The following is a 16,088-nucleotide window of genomic DNA, read 5'->3' as shown; positions in this document are numbered from 1 at the left end:
CACAATGATGAGCAAACCAATAATGAAAAAATCGCTGATGTTTAGCCTGATAACGCTGGCTATCCTCAGCGCGGGTGGCGTGGGCTATCTGGTGGGTAAACAGCAAGCGCCACTTTCCCCCTCCGCCACAGTGCCAGAACGTACCGTCCTCTACTGGTACGACCCAATGGTGCCGGATAAACGTTTCGACAAGCCGGGGAAATCCCCCTTTATGGATATGGAACTGGTGCCCCGCTACGCCGATGAAGCACAGGATGACGGCGGTATCACCGTCAGCGCCCGCCAGCAGCAAAACCTCGGCGTCCGCACCGCCCGCGCGGAAATACGCGAACTTGCCGACCGTAGCACGGGTTACGGCACCATTGCGATCAACGAGCGCGGATTGCACACGCTCGTCGCGCCCAGCGGCGGCATTGTCGAAAAACTTACGGTTAATGCGCTGCAACAGCAGGTGAAGAAAGGCGAAACGTTGGCCACATTGTGGAACCCAACCTGGGCGGCGGCGCAGCGCGAATATTTGGCAGTGCGGCAGTTGGGCGACGATATCCTTAGCCAATCGGCCCGACAGCGGCTGTCGCTGCTCTTCATGCCGGAAACGGTTATTCGTCAAGTCGAGCGTAGCGGCAAGCCGCAGGACAGGATCGCCATTACCGCACCGGAAGACGGCTACGTGAATAAGCTAGAGGTGAGGCAAGGCATGCAGTTAAGCCCTGCCCAGCCGTTATTTGAGCTTGCCAGCCTGAATCCGGTTTGGGTCGATGTCGATTATCCCGAATCACAGGCGGCTCAACTCACTATCGGCAGCGACATCCGCGCTGCCAGCAATGCCTGGCCGGGCAAAACCTTCCACGGCAGAATCAGCGAACTGCTGCCCGTGCTGGATAGCACTACGCGCACGCTAAAAGCGCGCGTTGTACTCGATAACCCGCAACAGCAGCTAAAACCCGGCATGTACCTCACCGTACAGCTTTCTCACGCTCAGGCACAGCCGCGTCTGGCGATCCCACAGGAAGCGTTATTGGTCAACGGCAGCCAAAACCGGGTCTTGCTGAGCGATGGCAATGGCCATTTCACCCCGCGCAACGTCACTGCGGGCGCGTCACTGGGCGACTGGGTCGAAATCATCGATGGCTTGAAGGCTGGCGACAGCGTGGTCACCTCCGGTCAGTTCCTGATTGATTCTGAAGCCAGCCTGCGCAGCGCTTTACCGCAGTTTGATGCGGAGACATCGGCAAACCCAGCAACGCCGACTCCCCCGGTTGGCTATCAAACACAAGGAGTTATCAGGGCAATAAACGGCAATCAGGTTACCATCGAGCACGAAGCCGTCCCGGCACTCAACTGGTCGCCGATGACGATGGACTTCACACTGCCATCATCAGGGCTACCTCAGGGCGTGGGAATCGGCAGCACCGTCAGTTTCCAGTTCAGCATGGACGACAGCGGGATACACGTCCTGCATTTTTTACCCGCTGACGATCCGCATGCCGGACACGGAGGCCATCCATGATTGCCTACGTGATTCGCTGGTCGCTCAAAAATCGCCTGCTGGTTTTACTGGCGGCGCTGTTCATGGCGGCGTGGGGCCTGCTTTCTCTGCAAAAAACGCCGTTGGATGCTCTCCCCGATCTGTCTGACGTGCAGGTCATCATTCGCGTCAGCTATCCGGGGAAAGCACCGCAGGTGGTGGAAAATCAGGTGACCTACCCGCTGACCACCACCATGCTTTCTGTTCCGGGTGCCAAGACGGTTCGGGGTTTTTCCATGTTCGGCGACGCCTACGTCTATGTGCTGTTTGAAGACGGAACCGATCCTTACTGGGCGCGCTCCCGCGTGCTGGAATATCTCAGTCAGGTGCAATCCAGCCTGCCCGCAGAGGCCAAAACCTCGCTTGGCCCGGATGCTACCGGCGTTGGCTGGATCTACGAATACGCGCTGGTCGATCGTAGCGGAAAATACAGTCTGGCTGACCTGCGCGGATTTCAGGATTGGCTGCTGAAATATGAGCTGAAAACGGTTCCTGATGTGGCAGAAGTCGCCAGCGTGGGCGGTATGGTCAAACAGTATCAGATCGTCGTCGACCCGGAACGCATGCGGACACAGGGCATCACCCACCAGCAGATCGTCAGTGCCGTTCAGGCGGCGAATCAGGAAAATGGCGGTTCGGTGCTGGAACTGGGCGAAGCGGAGTACATGGTGCGTACCACCGGCTACCTGAAGACCGCGCAAGACTTTAATCATGTAATGATTACCACCCGTAACGGCATCCCCGTGCTGTTGCAGGATGTCGCTACGCTCAGAGAAGGGCCAGAGATGCGGCGCGGCATTGCCGAATTGAATGGTGAAGGCGAAGTGGCAGGCGGCATTATCGTCCTGCGCTATGGCAAAAATGCGCTGAATACGCTGCATGCCGTCAAGGCACGGTTACAGGAGATACAAAAAAGCCTGCCAGCGGGCGTTGAGATCGTCCCAACCTACGATCGCTCTCAGCTTATTGAACATGCCATCGACACGCTCAGCTTCAAACTGTTGGAAGAGTTTGCCGTTGTCGCCGTCATCTGCGCCCTGTTTTTATTCCACTTCCGCTCGGCGCTGGTGGCAATTATCAGCCTGCCGCTGGGGATTCTCGGGGCATTTATCATCATGCGCTATCAGGGCGTGAACGCGAATATCATGTCGCTGGGTGGAATCGCGATTGCCATCGGCGCCATGGTGGACGCCGCGATTGTGATGATAGAAAACATGCATAAAGTCATTGAGCAGTGGAGGCATGAAAACCCCGGCAAACAGCCGCAGAACAATGAGTGGTGGCAATTGGCGGAACGGGCTGCGGTGGAAGTGGGTCCCGCGCTGTTTTGCAGCCTGCTGATCATTACGCTGTCATTTGTGCCAGTGTTCTCACTGGAGGCGCAGGAAGGCCGCATGTTTTCACCGCTGGCCTTTACCAAGACCTATGCCATGGCCGTCGCCGCCGGATTAGGGATTACGCTGGTTCCGGTATTAATGGGGTATTTCGTGCGCGGAAAGATACCGGACGAACAGGCAAACCCGATTAACCGCTGGCTGATTGCAGCCTATCACCCGGTGCTGCAAAAGGTGCTGAACTACCCGAAAACCACGCTGCTGGTCTCCGGCCTGCTGTTGCTGCTGACGCTCTTTCCACTCAGCCGCCTGGGAAGCGAATTTATGCCGCCGCTGGATGAAGGCGATCTGCTGTATATGCCTTCTACCCTGCCCGGCATCTCCGCGCGTGAAGCGGGTCGCCTGCTGCAACAAACGGACCGACTGATTAAAACCGTGCCCGAAGTTGAGTCGGTTTTCGGTAAGGCCGGTCGGGCCGAAACGGCAACCGACCCCGCTCCGCTCACCATGCTGGAAAGTACGATTCGACTGAAACCGCGCGACCAGTGGCGTGAGGGCATGACCATGGACAAGCTGGTGGCCGAGTTGGATCGCACCGTCAGCCTGCCGGGTATCGCCAACGTGTGGGTGCCACCGATTCGCAACCGGCTGGATATGTTGGCTACTGGCATCAAAAGCCCGGTGGGCATCAAGGTCAACGGCAATAATCTGGCAGATATTGAGCGTACTGCCGAGCAAATCGAGCAGGTGGTAAAACAGGTGCCAAGCGTGACATCTGCGCTGGCAGAACGGCTAGCAGGCGGGCGCTATATCGATATTGATATCGACCGTCAACGCGCCGCGCGCTACGGCGTGTCCGTTGAAGAACTGCAGTCGGTCGTCGCTACGCTTATAGGCGGGCAGAACATCGGCGAAACCATTGAAGGTCGCCAGCGTTACCCCATCAATATCCGCTATCCGCGTGAATTACGTGATTCACTGCAAAAATTGCGCGACCTGCCCATTGTGACGGCAAACGGCAGCAGAGTGACGCTGGCAGAACTGGCTGATATTCGCGTCAGCGAAGGGCCACCGATGCTGAAAAGCGAGAACAGTCGTCTGTCGGACTGGATTTATGTCGATCTGCGCGGTCGCGACCTGAAATCCGCCGTTGAAGACATGCAACAGGCCGTCGCCCAGCAGGTCACGCTGCCGGAAGGGGTGTCGCTGAGCTGGTCCGGTCAATTTGAGTATCTGGAGCGCGCGACGGAAAAAATGAAAGTCGTTGTTCCCTTTACGCTACTGATCATTTTTGTGCTGTTGTATGTCACCTTCAACCGCATCAAGGATGCCTTGCTGATTATGGCAACGCTGCCCTTCGCGTTGATTGGCGGCATCTGGCTGCTCTATATCCTTGGCTATAATCTTTCTGTAGCCGGTGCCGTGGGCTTTATTGCACTGGCGGGTGTCTCGGCGGAGTTTGGCGTCATTATGCTGCTGTACCTCAATCATGCGGTGGAGAAACACCGCGTGGCCGGTCAGGCGCTGTCGCGCCAGCAGTTAATGGATGCCATCCACGAAGGGGCGGTTCTGCGCGTACGGCCAAAAATGATGACCGTAGCAACGATTATGGCTGGGTTACTCCCCATTATGTGGGGTGGAGGCAGCGGATCTGAAATCATGCAGCGGATCGCTGCGCCGATGATAGGCGGGATGGTGAGCGCGCCCCTGCTGTCTATGCTGGTGATCCCTGCGGTTTATCTGCTATTGCACAAGGGGGAATCCGGTTTGCTGAAACGGTAAAGCCAGAGCGTGATTTTACGCAAATAACCTGCGGATAAATCACGCTTGCCATCGACTATCGATTGCCGATAACCGTTCTCCGCCCCTATAATGAAATCAGTTATCACAGAAATCTTAGGATAGGAAGGAGTTTAGCTATGGCTGTAACTAAGCTGGTACTGGTAAGACACGGTGAGAGCCAGTGGAACAACGAAAACCGCTTCACGGGCTGGTACGATGTCGATCTGTCCGACAAAGGCCGTTCAGAAGCCAAAGCCGCAGGTCAGCTGCTGAAAGACGAAGGTTTTGCCTTTGATTTCGCGTATACCTCCGTGCTGAAACGTGCCATTCACACACTGTGGAACGTACTGGACGAGCTGGATCAAGCCTGGTTGCCAGTTGAAAAATCCTGGAAACTGAACGAGCGCCACTACGGTGCGCTGCAAGGTCTGAACAAAGCCGAAACCGCTGAGAAATACGGTGACGAGCAGGTTAAACAATGGCGTCGTGGTTTTGCAATTACGCCTCCAGAGTTGACGCGTGATGACGAACGTTTCCCAGGCCATGATCCGCGTTACGCTTCTCTGAGCGACAAAGAGCTGCCGCTGACTGAAAGCCTGGCGCTGACCATCGAACGTGTTGTGCCTTACTGGAATGAAACCATCCTGCCACGCATCAAGAGCGGCGAGCGCGTTATCATCGCGGCTCACGGTAACTCACTGCGTGCACTGGTGAAATATCTGGACAACATGGGCGAAGACGAAATTCTGGAACTGAATATCCCAACTGGCGTGCCGTTGGTTTATGAGTTCGACGAGAACTTCAAGCCGATCAAACGTTACTACCTGGGCAACGCAGACGAAATCGCTGCAAAAGCTGCTGCAGTAGCAAATCAGGGTAAAGCGAAGTAATTTACCGCTGAATGAGAAAAACCCGGCCTGTGCCGGGTTTTTTATTTATGTTCTATGGCGCATCAGCTAGCACGCCATTTAATATTACTTGCTGCGGCGTTCGCGTACCGCAGACGCTAACTGACGCAGCAGGGATTCCGTGTCTTCCCAGCCAATACACGCGTCAGTTACGCTACGGCCATAAACCAGCGGCTCACCGCTTTCCAGGCTTTGGTTGCCTTCAACCAGATGGCTTTCCACCATCACGCCCATAATCGCTTTGTCGCCCTGCGCGATCTGCCCACTGACGTCAGTACAGACATCCATCTGCTTTTTAAATTGCTTGCTGCTGTTCGCATGGCTGAAATCGATCATGACCTGCGGTGTCAGGCCTGCTTTTTCCAGACCAGTTTTCACTTCACTCACGTGCTCAGCACTGTAGTTCGGTGTTTTTCCGCCGCGCAGAATGATATGGCAATCGTTGTTACCGCTGGTGTTCACGATAGCCGAATGGCCCCATTTGGTCACAGACAGGAAGCAGTGTGGTGCGCTGGCGGCGTTAATCGCATCAATCGCGACCTTGATGGTGCCGTCGGTGCCATTTTTAAAGCCGACAGGGCATGACAGGCCAGAGGCCAGTTCACGGTGTACCTGAGATTCCGTTGTACGCGCACCGATAGCGCCCCAGCTCATCAAATCCGCCAGGTATTGCGGGGTGATCATATCCAGAAATTCACCCGCAGCCGGCAAGCCGGTATCATTAATTTCCAGCAGCAACTGGCGTGCAATACGCAAGCCGTCATTGATCTGGAAGCTGTTGTCCATGTGCGGATCGTTGATGAGCCCTTTCCAGCCAATCGTGGTGCGTGGTTTTTCAAAATAAACTCGCATCACCACTTCCAGATCGTCGCTCAGTTCATCACGCAGCGTCAGCAAACGCGCGGCGTACTCTTTTGCCGCTTTCGTGTCGTGGATCGAGCAAGGACCAATCACCACCAGCAGGCGATCGTCATTGCCGTTAAGAATTTTATGGATGGCAGTACGCGCGAATGATACCGTTTCCGCTGCCTTCTCCGTGGCTGGAAACTTTTCTAGCAAAGCAACCGGCGGTAAAAGTTCATTAATCTCTTTAATTCTTAAATCATCATTTTGGTAATTCATAAATAAATCCATCGGTTCCGAAACGGTATGTTAACCCCATCCAATACGCGCCATCCCGCCTGAGCGGGTAGCCTGAGAAACGGCATGTTTCATATTGAAGATTGATTATTATATGTCAAGCTGGTGTTATCAGGGCGCTGAAATCAACGGGATTTACGCGATCAAATGCTCTCAGATGGCGCATCCGTCCTATTTTCACCAGAAAATAGCTCAACCGACAGATCGGTGAAGCGCAGAATAGGTTTTCTCTGCGGGTTTCAGTAAAGTGGAATAAAACTGCTACTCAGGGTGATCTATGGCACATAACCACAGCCACACAGAATCAGGCAACAGTAAACGCCTGCTGGCCGCGTTTATCATCACCGCCACGTTTATGGTGGCAGAAGTCATTGGCGGCCTGCTGTCCGGCTCTCTCGCCCTGCTTGCAGATGCGGGCCATATGTTGACGGACGCCGCCGCGCTGTTTGTCGCACTTGTCGCCGTGCGTTTCGCGCAGCGTAAGCCCAATGCGCGCCACACCTTCGGCTATTTGCGGCTCACTACCCTCGCCGCCTTTGTGAACGCACTGACGCTGATACTGATTACCGCTTTCATCTTCTGGGAAGCGATCCAGCGCTTCTATGATCCGCAGCCCGTTGCTGGCATCCCCATGCTGCTTGTCGCCGTTGCCGGATTGGTGGCAAACATCGTGGCATTTTGGCTGTTACACCACGGCAGCGAAGAGAAAAATATTAACGTCCGCGCAGCAGCTCTACATGTGCTGGGCGACCTGCTCGGATCCGTCGGTGCGATTGCCGCTGCCGTGATCATCCTTTATACCAACTGGACGCCTATCGACCCGATTCTCTCTATTTTGGTGTCGTGTCTGGTACTGCGCAGTGCGTGGGCGCTATTGAAAGAGAGCATTCACGAATTGCTGGAAGGGACACCTAACCAGCTTAGCGTTGAGGTTCTACAGAAAGATCTGACGCTGAATATCCCCGAAGTCAGAAATATCCATCATGTTCATTTATGGCAGGTGGGCGAAAAACCGATGATGACGCTGCATGCGCAGGTGGTTCCCCCTCACGATCATGATGCGCTGTTAAGACGTATTCAGGAATATTTACTGAAGAACTATCAGATTGAACATGCGACGGTGCAGATGGAATATCAACGCTGTGATGATGACCACTGTGCTTTCCACCATCAGGAAAGCCATCATTCGGCTATTCATTATGGTGAAAAGCATGGGGCAGAAGGCCACCACCACAAGCATTAAGTTTGGGTTACACCCCGTGTGAAACCGCGTTGACGCGGTTTTCCTGTGCGCTCTTAATCCATAGCCAGGAGCCGTTCAGGGCGATCAGCGTCAGGATCGCGTACTCTACCGCCATCGCGTAGACGCCCTGATAAGCAAAAATCACCACACTTATCACATCAATCACCACCCACAGCAGCCAGTTCTCGACGTATTTACGCGTCATCAGGATCATCGCCACGATCGACAACACCATCATGGTGGAATCCCAGAATGGGAACGCATCCGGCTGGAGGGTCGGCATCTGCACTGACAGCCCCAGCCCTTGCATACCAGAAACGGCAATACGCGTCAGCACGGCAAACACCGCATCAATGTAGAACGTCATCAGGCCAATCGCGACAACACACGCCACCGACCAGCCAATCAGCTTCTGCATTGGCAACCAGCGAATGCGCAGCTCCACTTCCTGCGAGTCCGTCTTGCGCGTCCAGGCATACCAGCCATAAATATTGGCGGCAAAAAAGAAGATTTGTAGCAACAGACTGGCATAGAGCTGAATCTGGAAAAAGATCACGGCAAACAACGTAACGTTAATCAGCCCAAACAGATAGTTGATGGTTTTTTCCTGACTCGCGAACCAAATGCACAGCAGGCCAAACAGCGTACCGATCGCCTCAATCCAGGAAAGATCGTATCCCCCTTCCCCCAAAGGAATATGAATTAAAATATTGCTGGTACTAAAAAAATCCATCTCACCACCCTGTCTCAATTATTGTAAGAAGTCTCTATCAAGATGCCCAGGATCTCCGTCAGGCATTCCCTTTCACACGCAATTTTAGTGACGCTGCAAAATCCAGCATGCGATTCAGCGGGATTAATGCGCCTTCTCGCAGGGCTGCATCAACATGAATCTCATGGGCGCTTCCCCCTTGTTCCAGGCCGTTAGCAATCGCCTCCAGCCCATTCATCGCCATCCACGGACAGTGGGCACAGCTACGGCAGGTCGCCCCTTCTCCCGCTGTCGGCGCTTCCAGCAACGTTTTCTCCGGGCAAGCCTGTTGCATCTTGTAGAAAATGCCGCGATCGGTCGCCACAATCAGTTCGCGCTGTGGCAGCGTTTTTGCCGCCTGAATCAGCTGACTGGTCGACCCAACGGCGTCAGCCATCTCTACCACGCTCTGCGGCGATTCTGGATGGACCAAAATTGCCGCATCCGGGTACAGGATCTTCATACGCTTCAGCGCCTGCGTTTTAAATTCGTCATGCACAATGCACGCGCCCTGCCAACACAGCACATCCGCCCCCGTCTGCTTCTGTACATAGCTTCCCAAATGACGGTCCGGTGCCCAGATAATCTTTTCTCCCAGGCTATCCAGATGCTCGATCAGCTCCACCGCGATACTGGATGTCACCACCCAATCGGCACGCGCTTTTACCGCCGCGGAAGTATTGGCATACACCACCACTGTGCGATCCGGATGTGCATCGCAAAAACGGCTAAATTCATCAACGGGGCAACCGAGATCGAGCGAGCACTCTGCTTCCAGCGTGGGCATCAGAATCGTCTTTTCTGGATTGAGGATTTTGGCGGTTTCCCCCATGAAGCGGACACCTGCTACCAGCAGCGTCGATGCCGAATGGGTGCTGCCGAACCGCGCCATCTCCAGCGAGTCCGCCACGCAGCCGCCAGTTTCTTCTGCCAACGCCTGAATTTCAGGATCGGTATAGTAGTGCGCTACCATGACGGCGTTTCTTTCCCGCAGCAGCGTTTTTATCCTGCTACGATAGTGCTGTTTCGCATCAGCTGATAATGGCTTTGGCTTCGGCGGAAACGGATAAATGGTCTCATTGCTATCAAAAAGGGTACTCATTATGGATTTCCACGATGACAACTCGGGTTGTAACACCGGATACTGATTCACTATCAGCATCAGAGTTTTTTATCCTAAACAAAATACCGAAAAAACGCCCTAAAGTCGCGGTGTTTTTTCCAGATAACTCGCCATTTTGTTTAATATGCTTAAAACAGTGATATGCAATGTGTGAATGTGTTACTTGTAGAAAAGCGGCGTAGAAGAGAGACAAGGAGAGAAATGGCATGGCCAGCCTCTATATCAGAATATATCGCGATACCCTGACCGTCAGAAACGTGGACACGCAACGAGAGGTGACGGAGAAATCAGAAACGCCTTTTACCACCACACGCTTACTGCTCGGGCAGATGATTCCGGCGATGAAGCTATTGGATCGACTCACGCGCAAAGTGGCGGCCAAACGGCTGATTGACCTGTTTTCCTCGCACAATGTCATCATTCATGCCATGGAGATGAATGAAGGCGGGCACAGCCAGGTCGAATTTGCCAGCTACATAGAGCTAGCCAAGAGCATCAGCCCGCAAGGAAAGCATATTTATGTCTGTAGTAAGAATGTGCCGCTTACCGACCAGGAAGTCATACAAATTTTTAGCGGCGACATGCCCTCGATCGTCAGCCGCTAATCAGACGTTGCCCTTCAGGCGAAGATGCGATGCCAGTACAGAGAGATAGGAATAACCAGCACCAAAGCAGGCAGGAAGTTAACCACTGCAAATGATTTGATCTGCGCGATCCTCAGCCCTACCGCAATCATGATAATGCCACCACAGGCAGAAAAATCCCCCATCGTGATATCGGTCATAAAGGGCATAATCAATTTAGCGGAGAAGAACAGCAGCGTCTGGACAATAACCTGCGGTATCACAATAGACATCACAGCAAGGCCTAGCGTGATGGAGAAAATCAGCGCAGTGAAAATATCCAAAGCAGATTTGATGATCAGCAGTTGATAATCGCCAGTTAGCCCTTCCGTCAACGCACCGACCACGCCGGTGCCGCTGGCACAAAACAGCACGATTAACGCGGTAAAGTTCTGAGTGTAGACATCCTGCGGTAAGCGGTGCTCTTGTGCAGGCAGCACGCGGTTTAGCCCTCTCTGAATCATCGTGCCAGCCCACTGCACACCAGACTCCATGCGGAGCAGCTCGCCTAACGCAACGCCAATCACGATAGCTAACGCCACCGCAGGCAACTGCTGGACTTTAACAACCAGCGTAATACCCATTGCAATCGACACCATCGCAAACGCTGGCGGAAGACCATCCTGCAAACGCTGAGGGATAAAGCGACGCAAAACAATGCCCAAGCCACTACCAATCAAGATAGCAGCACCATTAATCAACGGACCAATCATATATCTTCCTAAACAGGGCTACAGACGCTTCCCTGTGGCAGTGACTCCATTCCGCTCGATAGGATTAGAAAACAGCTCCTGACGGGCTGTATAGCTTAAATCATCCGAGTTGCAGGCAGACAGCGCAGTGCTGTCTCTGTAGTTTATGACGGAGATGAACAACTCTGCCGCCTATCGCCCATCGAGAGGGGTAAAATCCTAATATACCGCAAAGCCTTAACGAGTAGGGAACGGTGATGGCGATCTTAAAGCGAATTTATTCGAGGAAGGATTCTACTGCTGAAATGGGGATGGTGCAGGATGACTCGGCCTTCGGGGTCAACGCTCACGCGTTGCTGTCTCGCTTCGCTCGGCTCGAACCTGCGATCAATTGATTAAAAGTCACGATGAACATTGTGTGGATGAGGAGAGAAGCAATGATTGTGTAATGCGGAATTAAATTACTAAGAGATGGTGGGTCGTGCAGGATTCGAACCTGCGACCAATTGATTAAAAGTCAACTGCTCTACCGACTGAGCTAACGACCCGCAATGCGGAACTACTTGATACTTACTGATACTGCACTTGAAATTGGTGGGTCGTGCAGGATTACTCGTCCTACGGACTCGCCCTTCGGGCCAACGCCTTCGCGTTGTTCAAAATCGATACTGCCGATTTTGTCGAACCTTTCGGTTCTCATCCTTCACGATTCAAAATCAATTATCACACTTGAAATTGGTGGGTCGTGCAGGATTCGAACCTGCGACCAATTGATTAAAAGTCAACTGCTCTACCGACTGAGCTAACGACCCAATTTCATGCTGCTTTAGCGTTTCGCTGTTTGCCTTGGCAACGGCGGCACATATTACTGATTTAAATTTTCAGCGCAACCTATTTTCTTGAAAAATTGTTTGATTGCTTACTCTTAAGACGTTTAGGCACAAAAACCGCTCATGATGCGCAATTTTTGTGCCAATTAAGACGGGATTACGACGCAGATAAACGCTTTTGTGCCTGCTTTGCACTTTCTGTATTGGGGTACATTTTTACAACTTGCTGGTAAACGGCCTTAGCTTTATCAGTTTGACCTTTTTCCTGCATGATCACCCCAACCTTCAGCAGCGCCTCAGCGCTTTTTGGTGATTTGGGATAATTTTTGACAACGTTGGCGAAATAGTACGCAGCATCATCCTTTTTCCCCTTGTTGTAATTCAACTGACCAAGCCAATAGTTAGCATTAGGCTGATAGGTTGAATCCGGGTACTTCTTGACGAATGCCTGAAATGCGCTGATCGCCTGATCGTACTGTTTTTTCTCCAGCACGAGCGCGACTGCGGCATTGTAATCCGTATTCGCATCACCCGTACTGGCCGGTGCCGCCGTGTTGGCCGCACCGGTATCAGTACCCGCAGCAGCGGCAGGTGTGCCATCTGTCGTCGGTGTAGAAGAGGATTGCGAACTTAATCCATCAATCTGCTGATAGATCTGTTTCTGCCGTTCAACAACCTGATTCAACTGATACTGACTTTCCTGAATCTGCCCACGGAGGCTGTCAATATCACGCTGATTATCAGAGATCTGCTGCTGAAGTTGGGTTAAAAGCTGACTGTGAGCGTTAGAAATACGCTCCAATTGAGTGACACGGTCTTCGACCGAGCCTGAGCCGACATTACTGATTGGCGCTTGGGCAGTAGCGGCCCATGGGACCGCTACGCCAACCAGTAACGACAGACCCAACAGGTGACGTCTGAAGTTACTGCTCATGCGATTCTCTTAATATACCAGAACGGCACGACGGTTTTTGGCATACGCCGCTTCGTCATGACCGAGAACAGCTGGTTTCTCTTTACCGTAAGAAACGATAGAGATCTGATCGGAAGAAACGCCTTTACCCTGCAGGTACATTTGTACCGCGTTGGCACGACGCTCACCCAGAGCGATGTTGTATTCTGGCGTACCGCGTTCGTCCGCGTGACCTTCGATAGTCACTTTGTAAGACGGGTTGCTACGCAGGAATGCAGCGTGTGCGTCCAGCATCTGAGCGAATTCAGAGCTTACATCGTACTTGTCCAGACCGAAGTAAACGATGTTGTTGCGCTGTAATTCTTGCATCTGCAAACGAGCTTGCTCAGAAGAAGACATGTTGCCGCCGTCCATCATGCCGTTGTTGCCAGCACCCATGGAAGATTGGTCATTGTCCGCGTTCTTGTTGGAGCTACAAGCGGCCACTGCCAGTACCGGCAGAGCCAACATCAGGCCTTTCAGCACTTTATTGAATTGCATTTCTTATGTCCTTTGACGAGTTTATTGTACATATCTGTACTTATAGATACGGCGACCAGGCAGGGAATTTAACCTGTCCATCAGTAGCCGGAAGACGCGCTTTGAAACGCCCATCTGTCGAAACCAGCTGTAGCACTGACCCCAGTCCTTGTTTGGAGCTGTAGATCACCATCGTGCCATTCGGTGCGATACTTGGCGTTTCGTCCAGGAACGTGTCCGTTAATACTTGTACGGCACCCGTTACCAGATCCAGTTTGGAAATATGCTGAGCTCCACCATTAGAGCCAACCGTTACCAAAAACTTCCCGTCGGCGCTCACGTCAGCATCCTGATTCTGGGCACCTTCCCAGGTCAAACGCTGCGGTGCTCCGCCGTTAACATTGACTTTATAAACCTGAGGACGGCCCGCCTGATCTGAAGTATAGGCCAAGGTCTGGCTGTCAGGGAACCACGTTGGCTCCGTATTATTGCTACGGCCATCCGTCACCTGGCTGATTTGCCCAGATCCCAGATTCATTACATACAGGTTCAGGCTACCGCTCTTGGAGAGCGCGAATGCCAGTTTGCTGCCATCAGGAGAGAAAGAAGGCGCACCGTTGTGACGTGGGAAGGAAGCAACCTGACGGATTGCACCATTTGCCAGCGTCTGGATAACCAGCGCAGAACGACCACTTTCAAACGTTACATAAGCGAGTTTGCTACCATCTGCGGACCAGGCCGGAGACATCAGCGGCTGTGGTGAACGGTGAACCACAAATTGATTGTAACCATCATAGTCCGCAACGCGCAGCTCATAAGGGAACTGACCGCCGTTGGTCTGAACAACGTAAGCAATACGAGTACGGAACGCCCCTTTGATACCGCTCAGTTTCTCAAACACTTCATCACTGGCCGTGTGCGCAGCATAGCGCAACCATTGCTTGGTGACTTTGAACTGGTTCTGAGCCAGAACGTTACCCGGGTTACCTGAGGTATCGACCAGCTGGTAGGAAACCAGATAGCTGCCATCGGCACTAGGTTGAATCTGGCCAACCACAACCGCATCAATACCCAGCGCCGTCCATGCAGCAGGCGTGACTTCAGATGCCGTCGCAGGCTGCTGAGGCATGCGGTTTGCGTCGATCGGGTTGAATTTACCGCTGTTACGTAAATCAGCACCCACGATGCCGCCTACGTCTTCAGGCGCAGCGCCCGGCCCCGCCCATTTGAACGGAACCACACCGATAGGACGTGCAGAGTCTACCCCTTGGGTAATCTCTATACGTACTTCCGCGTGAACAACCGCAGTCCACAGCATTAAAAAGCTTAATGCAACTTTCAGTACTTGCTTCATCTCATCTCCCTTATCCAGACGCGAAGTCTACGATAAATTAGCAGAATTTTAACAAAAACAAACCAATGTCAACAAAACAACATAACCTGGTTTATTTACCATCGTAATAATCTTAAATCTATTGGGTAAACAGCCCGGTTACTGCGGTTTAAAGTCTATCGGCGCATTTTTGAAAGCCTCATAAACCTCTGTGCTCGGTGGCTTCGGTATTCTGGCCTGTTTGGCAGCCGCAATAGCCGCCTGACACAATGCCGGATCGCCGCCTTCAGCAGTGACATCAATCAGTAAGCCATCTGGCGCAAGCTTAATCCGTAATGTACAAGTGCGACCTTTGTAGAGCTGCCAGTCATAAAATTTGCTCTGAATGGCTGAACGCACCTGACCGCCATAGCTATCCAGCGCTGCACCTGATGCACCGCTCTTCTTGTTGTTGCCCGCCCCCGCAGGCGCCCCGCCGCCAGACTTCGGCGCATTCTTCGATGAAGCCAGTCCACCCAGCAAATCATCAACGGCGTTTTCCTGCTTAGCGGCCTCTGCTGCTGCTTTCTTTTTCTCATCAGCGGCTTTCTTAGCTGCAGCGGCTGCTTCTGCTTTTTTTGCTGCTTCAGCATCGGCTTTTTGCTTAGCGGCCTCGGCTGCTGCTTTTTGTTTAGCTTGTTCAGCTTCTTTTGCTGCCTCTGCGGCAGCCTTGGCTGCTTCGGCTTTCGCGGTTTCTGCCGCCTTCTGCTTAGCAGCTTCAGCGGCTTTTTCTTTAGCCTCTTCTTCCGCCTGCTTCTTAGCAGCCGCGGCTGCAGCCGCCTGTTTCTTCACTTCGTCTTCCGCTTTCTTTTTAGCGTCTGCTGCAGCTTTCGCCTGCTGTTCAGCCTCAGCCTTCGCTTTTGCAGCGGCAGCTTCGGCTTGCTTCTGCTGTTCTTTTGCCTGCTGAGCTGCCGCTTCAGCCTGCTTACGCTGATCTGCCTGTTCCTGAGCCTGCTTTTTCGCCTCTTCCTGCGCTTGCAGACGCTCTTTTTCCAGCTCTTTCAGTCGTTGCTGTTCAGCGGCTTGCTTCTGCTGAAGCTCTTCGGCCTGCCGTTCAGCCTGCTTTTGACGCTGCTGTTCAGAACGTTTCGCATCGGTCTGTTGCTGCTGCTGGCGGTTATACTGCTCCACCACCGCGCTCGGATCGACCATCACAGCATCAATTGACGAGCCTCCGCCGCCCCCGCTGGCATCCATCGTTTGCGTCGACGAACTCCAGAGCAGCAAAGCAATCAGTATGACGTGCAAAACAGCCGAGATAATAACGGCGCGTTTCAGCTTATCGTTTTGTTCGTTTGCCTTTAACACAAGCGATTCCCAAAAACAGTGT

13 protein-coding genes, 2 tRNA genes and 2 other RNA genes are annotated in these 16,088 nt (G+C 53.0%); 5 read left to right on the top strand and 12 right to left on the bottom strand.

Annotation, left to right across the window (positions count from 1 at the left end; translation table 11 throughout):
• Nucleotides 1–7 precede the first annotated feature (7 nt).
• From R9X49_RS02665 to gpmA, 3 genes are all read left to right on the top strand, one after another.
• Nucleotides 8–1,510: an efflux RND transporter periplasmic adaptor subunit gene (locus R9X49_RS02665; RefSeq protein WP_319848567.1), complete on the top strand. Its 1,503-nt coding sequence runs from the start codon at nt 8–10 to the stop codon at nt 1,508–1,510.
• Nucleotides 1,507–4,644, top strand: a complete 3,138-nt coding sequence (locus tag R9X49_RS02660) for an efflux RND transporter permease subunit (protein WP_319847095.1) — start codon at nt 1,507–1,509, stop codon at nt 4,642–4,644. The genes R9X49_RS02665 and R9X49_RS02660 overlap by 4 nt, the downstream gene beginning before the upstream one ends.
• Before the next feature lie 137 nt (nt 4,645–4,781).
• Nucleotides 4,782–5,534 carry a 2,3-diphosphoglycerate-dependent phosphoglycerate mutase gene (gene gpmA / locus R9X49_RS02655; RefSeq protein ID WP_015839535.1) on the top strand — a complete coding sequence of 251 codons (753 nt, stop codon included), beginning with the start codon at nt 4,782–4,784 and terminating at the stop codon, nt 5,532–5,534.
• A gap of 84 nt (nt 5,535–5,618) precedes the next feature.
• Here gpmA and aroG read toward each other — a convergent pair whose 3' ends face one another.
• Nucleotides 5,619–6,674, bottom strand: a complete 1,056-nt coding sequence (gene aroG / locus R9X49_RS02650) for a 3-deoxy-7-phosphoheptulonate synthase AroG (RefSeq protein WP_319847094.1) — start codon at nt 6,672–6,674, stop codon at nt 5,619–5,621.
• 295 nt (nt 6,675–6,969) lie between these two features.
• Between aroG and zitB the strand changes: the two genes are divergently transcribed.
• Complete coding sequence (gene zitB / locus R9X49_RS02645; protein WP_319847093.1) at nt 6,970–7,935, top strand: CDF family zinc transporter ZitB; 966 nt, start codon at nt 6,970–6,972, stop codon at nt 7,933–7,935.
• 7 nt (nt 7,936–7,942) lie between these two features.
• Here the strand turns inward: zitB and pnuC are convergent, their stop codons facing one another.
• Together pnuC and nadA are read right to left on the bottom strand one after the other, a co-directional pair.
• Nucleotides 7,943–8,668, bottom strand: coding sequence for a nicotinamide riboside transporter PnuC (gene pnuC, locus R9X49_RS02640; RefSeq protein WP_285668411.1), 726 nt, complete (start codon nt 8,666–8,668; stop codon nt 7,943–7,945).
• Between the two features lie 58 nt (nt 8,669–8,726).
• Nucleotides 8,727–9,788 carry a quinolinate synthase NadA gene (gene nadA / locus R9X49_RS02635; RefSeq protein WP_319847092.1) on the bottom strand — a complete coding sequence of 354 codons (1,062 nt, stop codon included), beginning with the start codon at nt 9,786–9,788 and terminating at the stop codon, nt 8,727–8,729.
• 227 nt (nt 9,789–10,015) lie between these two features.
• Here nadA and R9X49_RS02630 point away from each other — a divergent pair, with 227 nt between their 5' ends.
• Complete coding sequence (locus R9X49_RS02630) at nt 10,016–10,414, top strand: YjaA family stress response protein (RefSeq protein WP_319847091.1); 399 nt, start codon at nt 10,016–10,018, stop codon at nt 10,412–10,414.
• 14 nt (nt 10,415–10,428) lie between these two features.
• On the opposite strand, the gene R9X49_RS02625 is transcribed toward R9X49_RS02630, so the two are convergent.
• The 9 genes from R9X49_RS02625 to tolA all read right to left on the bottom strand — a co-directional run bounded on the left by R9X49_RS02625 (nt 10,429) and on the right by tolA (nt 16,066).
• Nucleotides 10,429–11,145, bottom strand: a complete 717-nt coding sequence (locus tag R9X49_RS02625; protein ID WP_319847090.1) for a DUF554 domain-containing protein — start codon at nt 11,143–11,145, stop codon at nt 10,429–10,431.
• Between the two features lie 284 nt (nt 11,146–11,429).
• A non-coding RNA gene (locus R9X49_RS02620) (RtT sRNA) lies at nt 11,430–11,544 on the bottom strand.
• Between the two features lie 52 nt (nt 11,545–11,596).
• Nucleotides 11,597–11,672, bottom strand: a tRNA-Lys gene (locus R9X49_RS02615).
• 44 nt (nt 11,673–11,716) lie between these two features.
• Nucleotides 11,717–11,845: non-coding RNA, RtT sRNA (locus R9X49_RS02610), on the bottom strand.
• Between the two features lie 15 nt (nt 11,846–11,860).
• A tRNA-Lys gene (locus R9X49_RS02605) sits at nt 11,861–11,936 on the bottom strand.
• A gap of 175 nt (nt 11,937–12,111) precedes the next feature.
• Nucleotides 12,112–12,888, bottom strand: coding sequence for a cell division protein CpoB (gene cpoB / locus R9X49_RS02600; protein WP_319847089.1), 777 nt, complete (start codon nt 12,886–12,888; stop codon nt 12,112–12,114).
• A 9-nt stretch (nt 12,889–12,897) separates the two neighbouring features.
• Nucleotides 12,898–13,407 (bottom strand): peptidoglycan-associated lipoprotein Pal, encoded by a 510-nt coding sequence (gene pal, locus R9X49_RS02595; RefSeq protein WP_010299226.1) that lies wholly within the window; start codon nt 13,405–13,407, stop codon nt 12,898–12,900.
• Between the two features lie 40 nt (nt 13,408–13,447).
• Nucleotides 13,448–14,740 carry a Tol-Pal system beta propeller repeat protein TolB gene (tolB, locus tag R9X49_RS02590; RefSeq protein WP_319847088.1) on the bottom strand — a complete coding sequence of 431 codons (1,293 nt, stop codon included), beginning with the start codon at nt 14,738–14,740 and terminating at the stop codon, nt 13,448–13,450.
• Nucleotides 14,741–14,878: 138 nt separating this feature from the next.
• Complete coding sequence (gene tolA / locus R9X49_RS02585) at nt 14,879–16,066, bottom strand: cell envelope integrity protein TolA (protein ID WP_319847087.1); 1,188 nt, start codon at nt 16,064–16,066, stop codon at nt 14,879–14,881.
• Nucleotides 16,067–16,088: the final 22 nt, after the last annotated feature.

This window comes from Pectobacterium carotovorum, from assembly GCF_033898505.1.
Lineage (GTDB): Bacteria > Pseudomonadota > Gammaproteobacteria > Enterobacterales > Enterobacteriaceae > Pectobacterium > Pectobacterium carotovorum_J.
The sequence above is the reverse complement of the archived record's forward strand: the minus strand, read 5'-3'. Positions and strand labels throughout refer to the sequence as shown.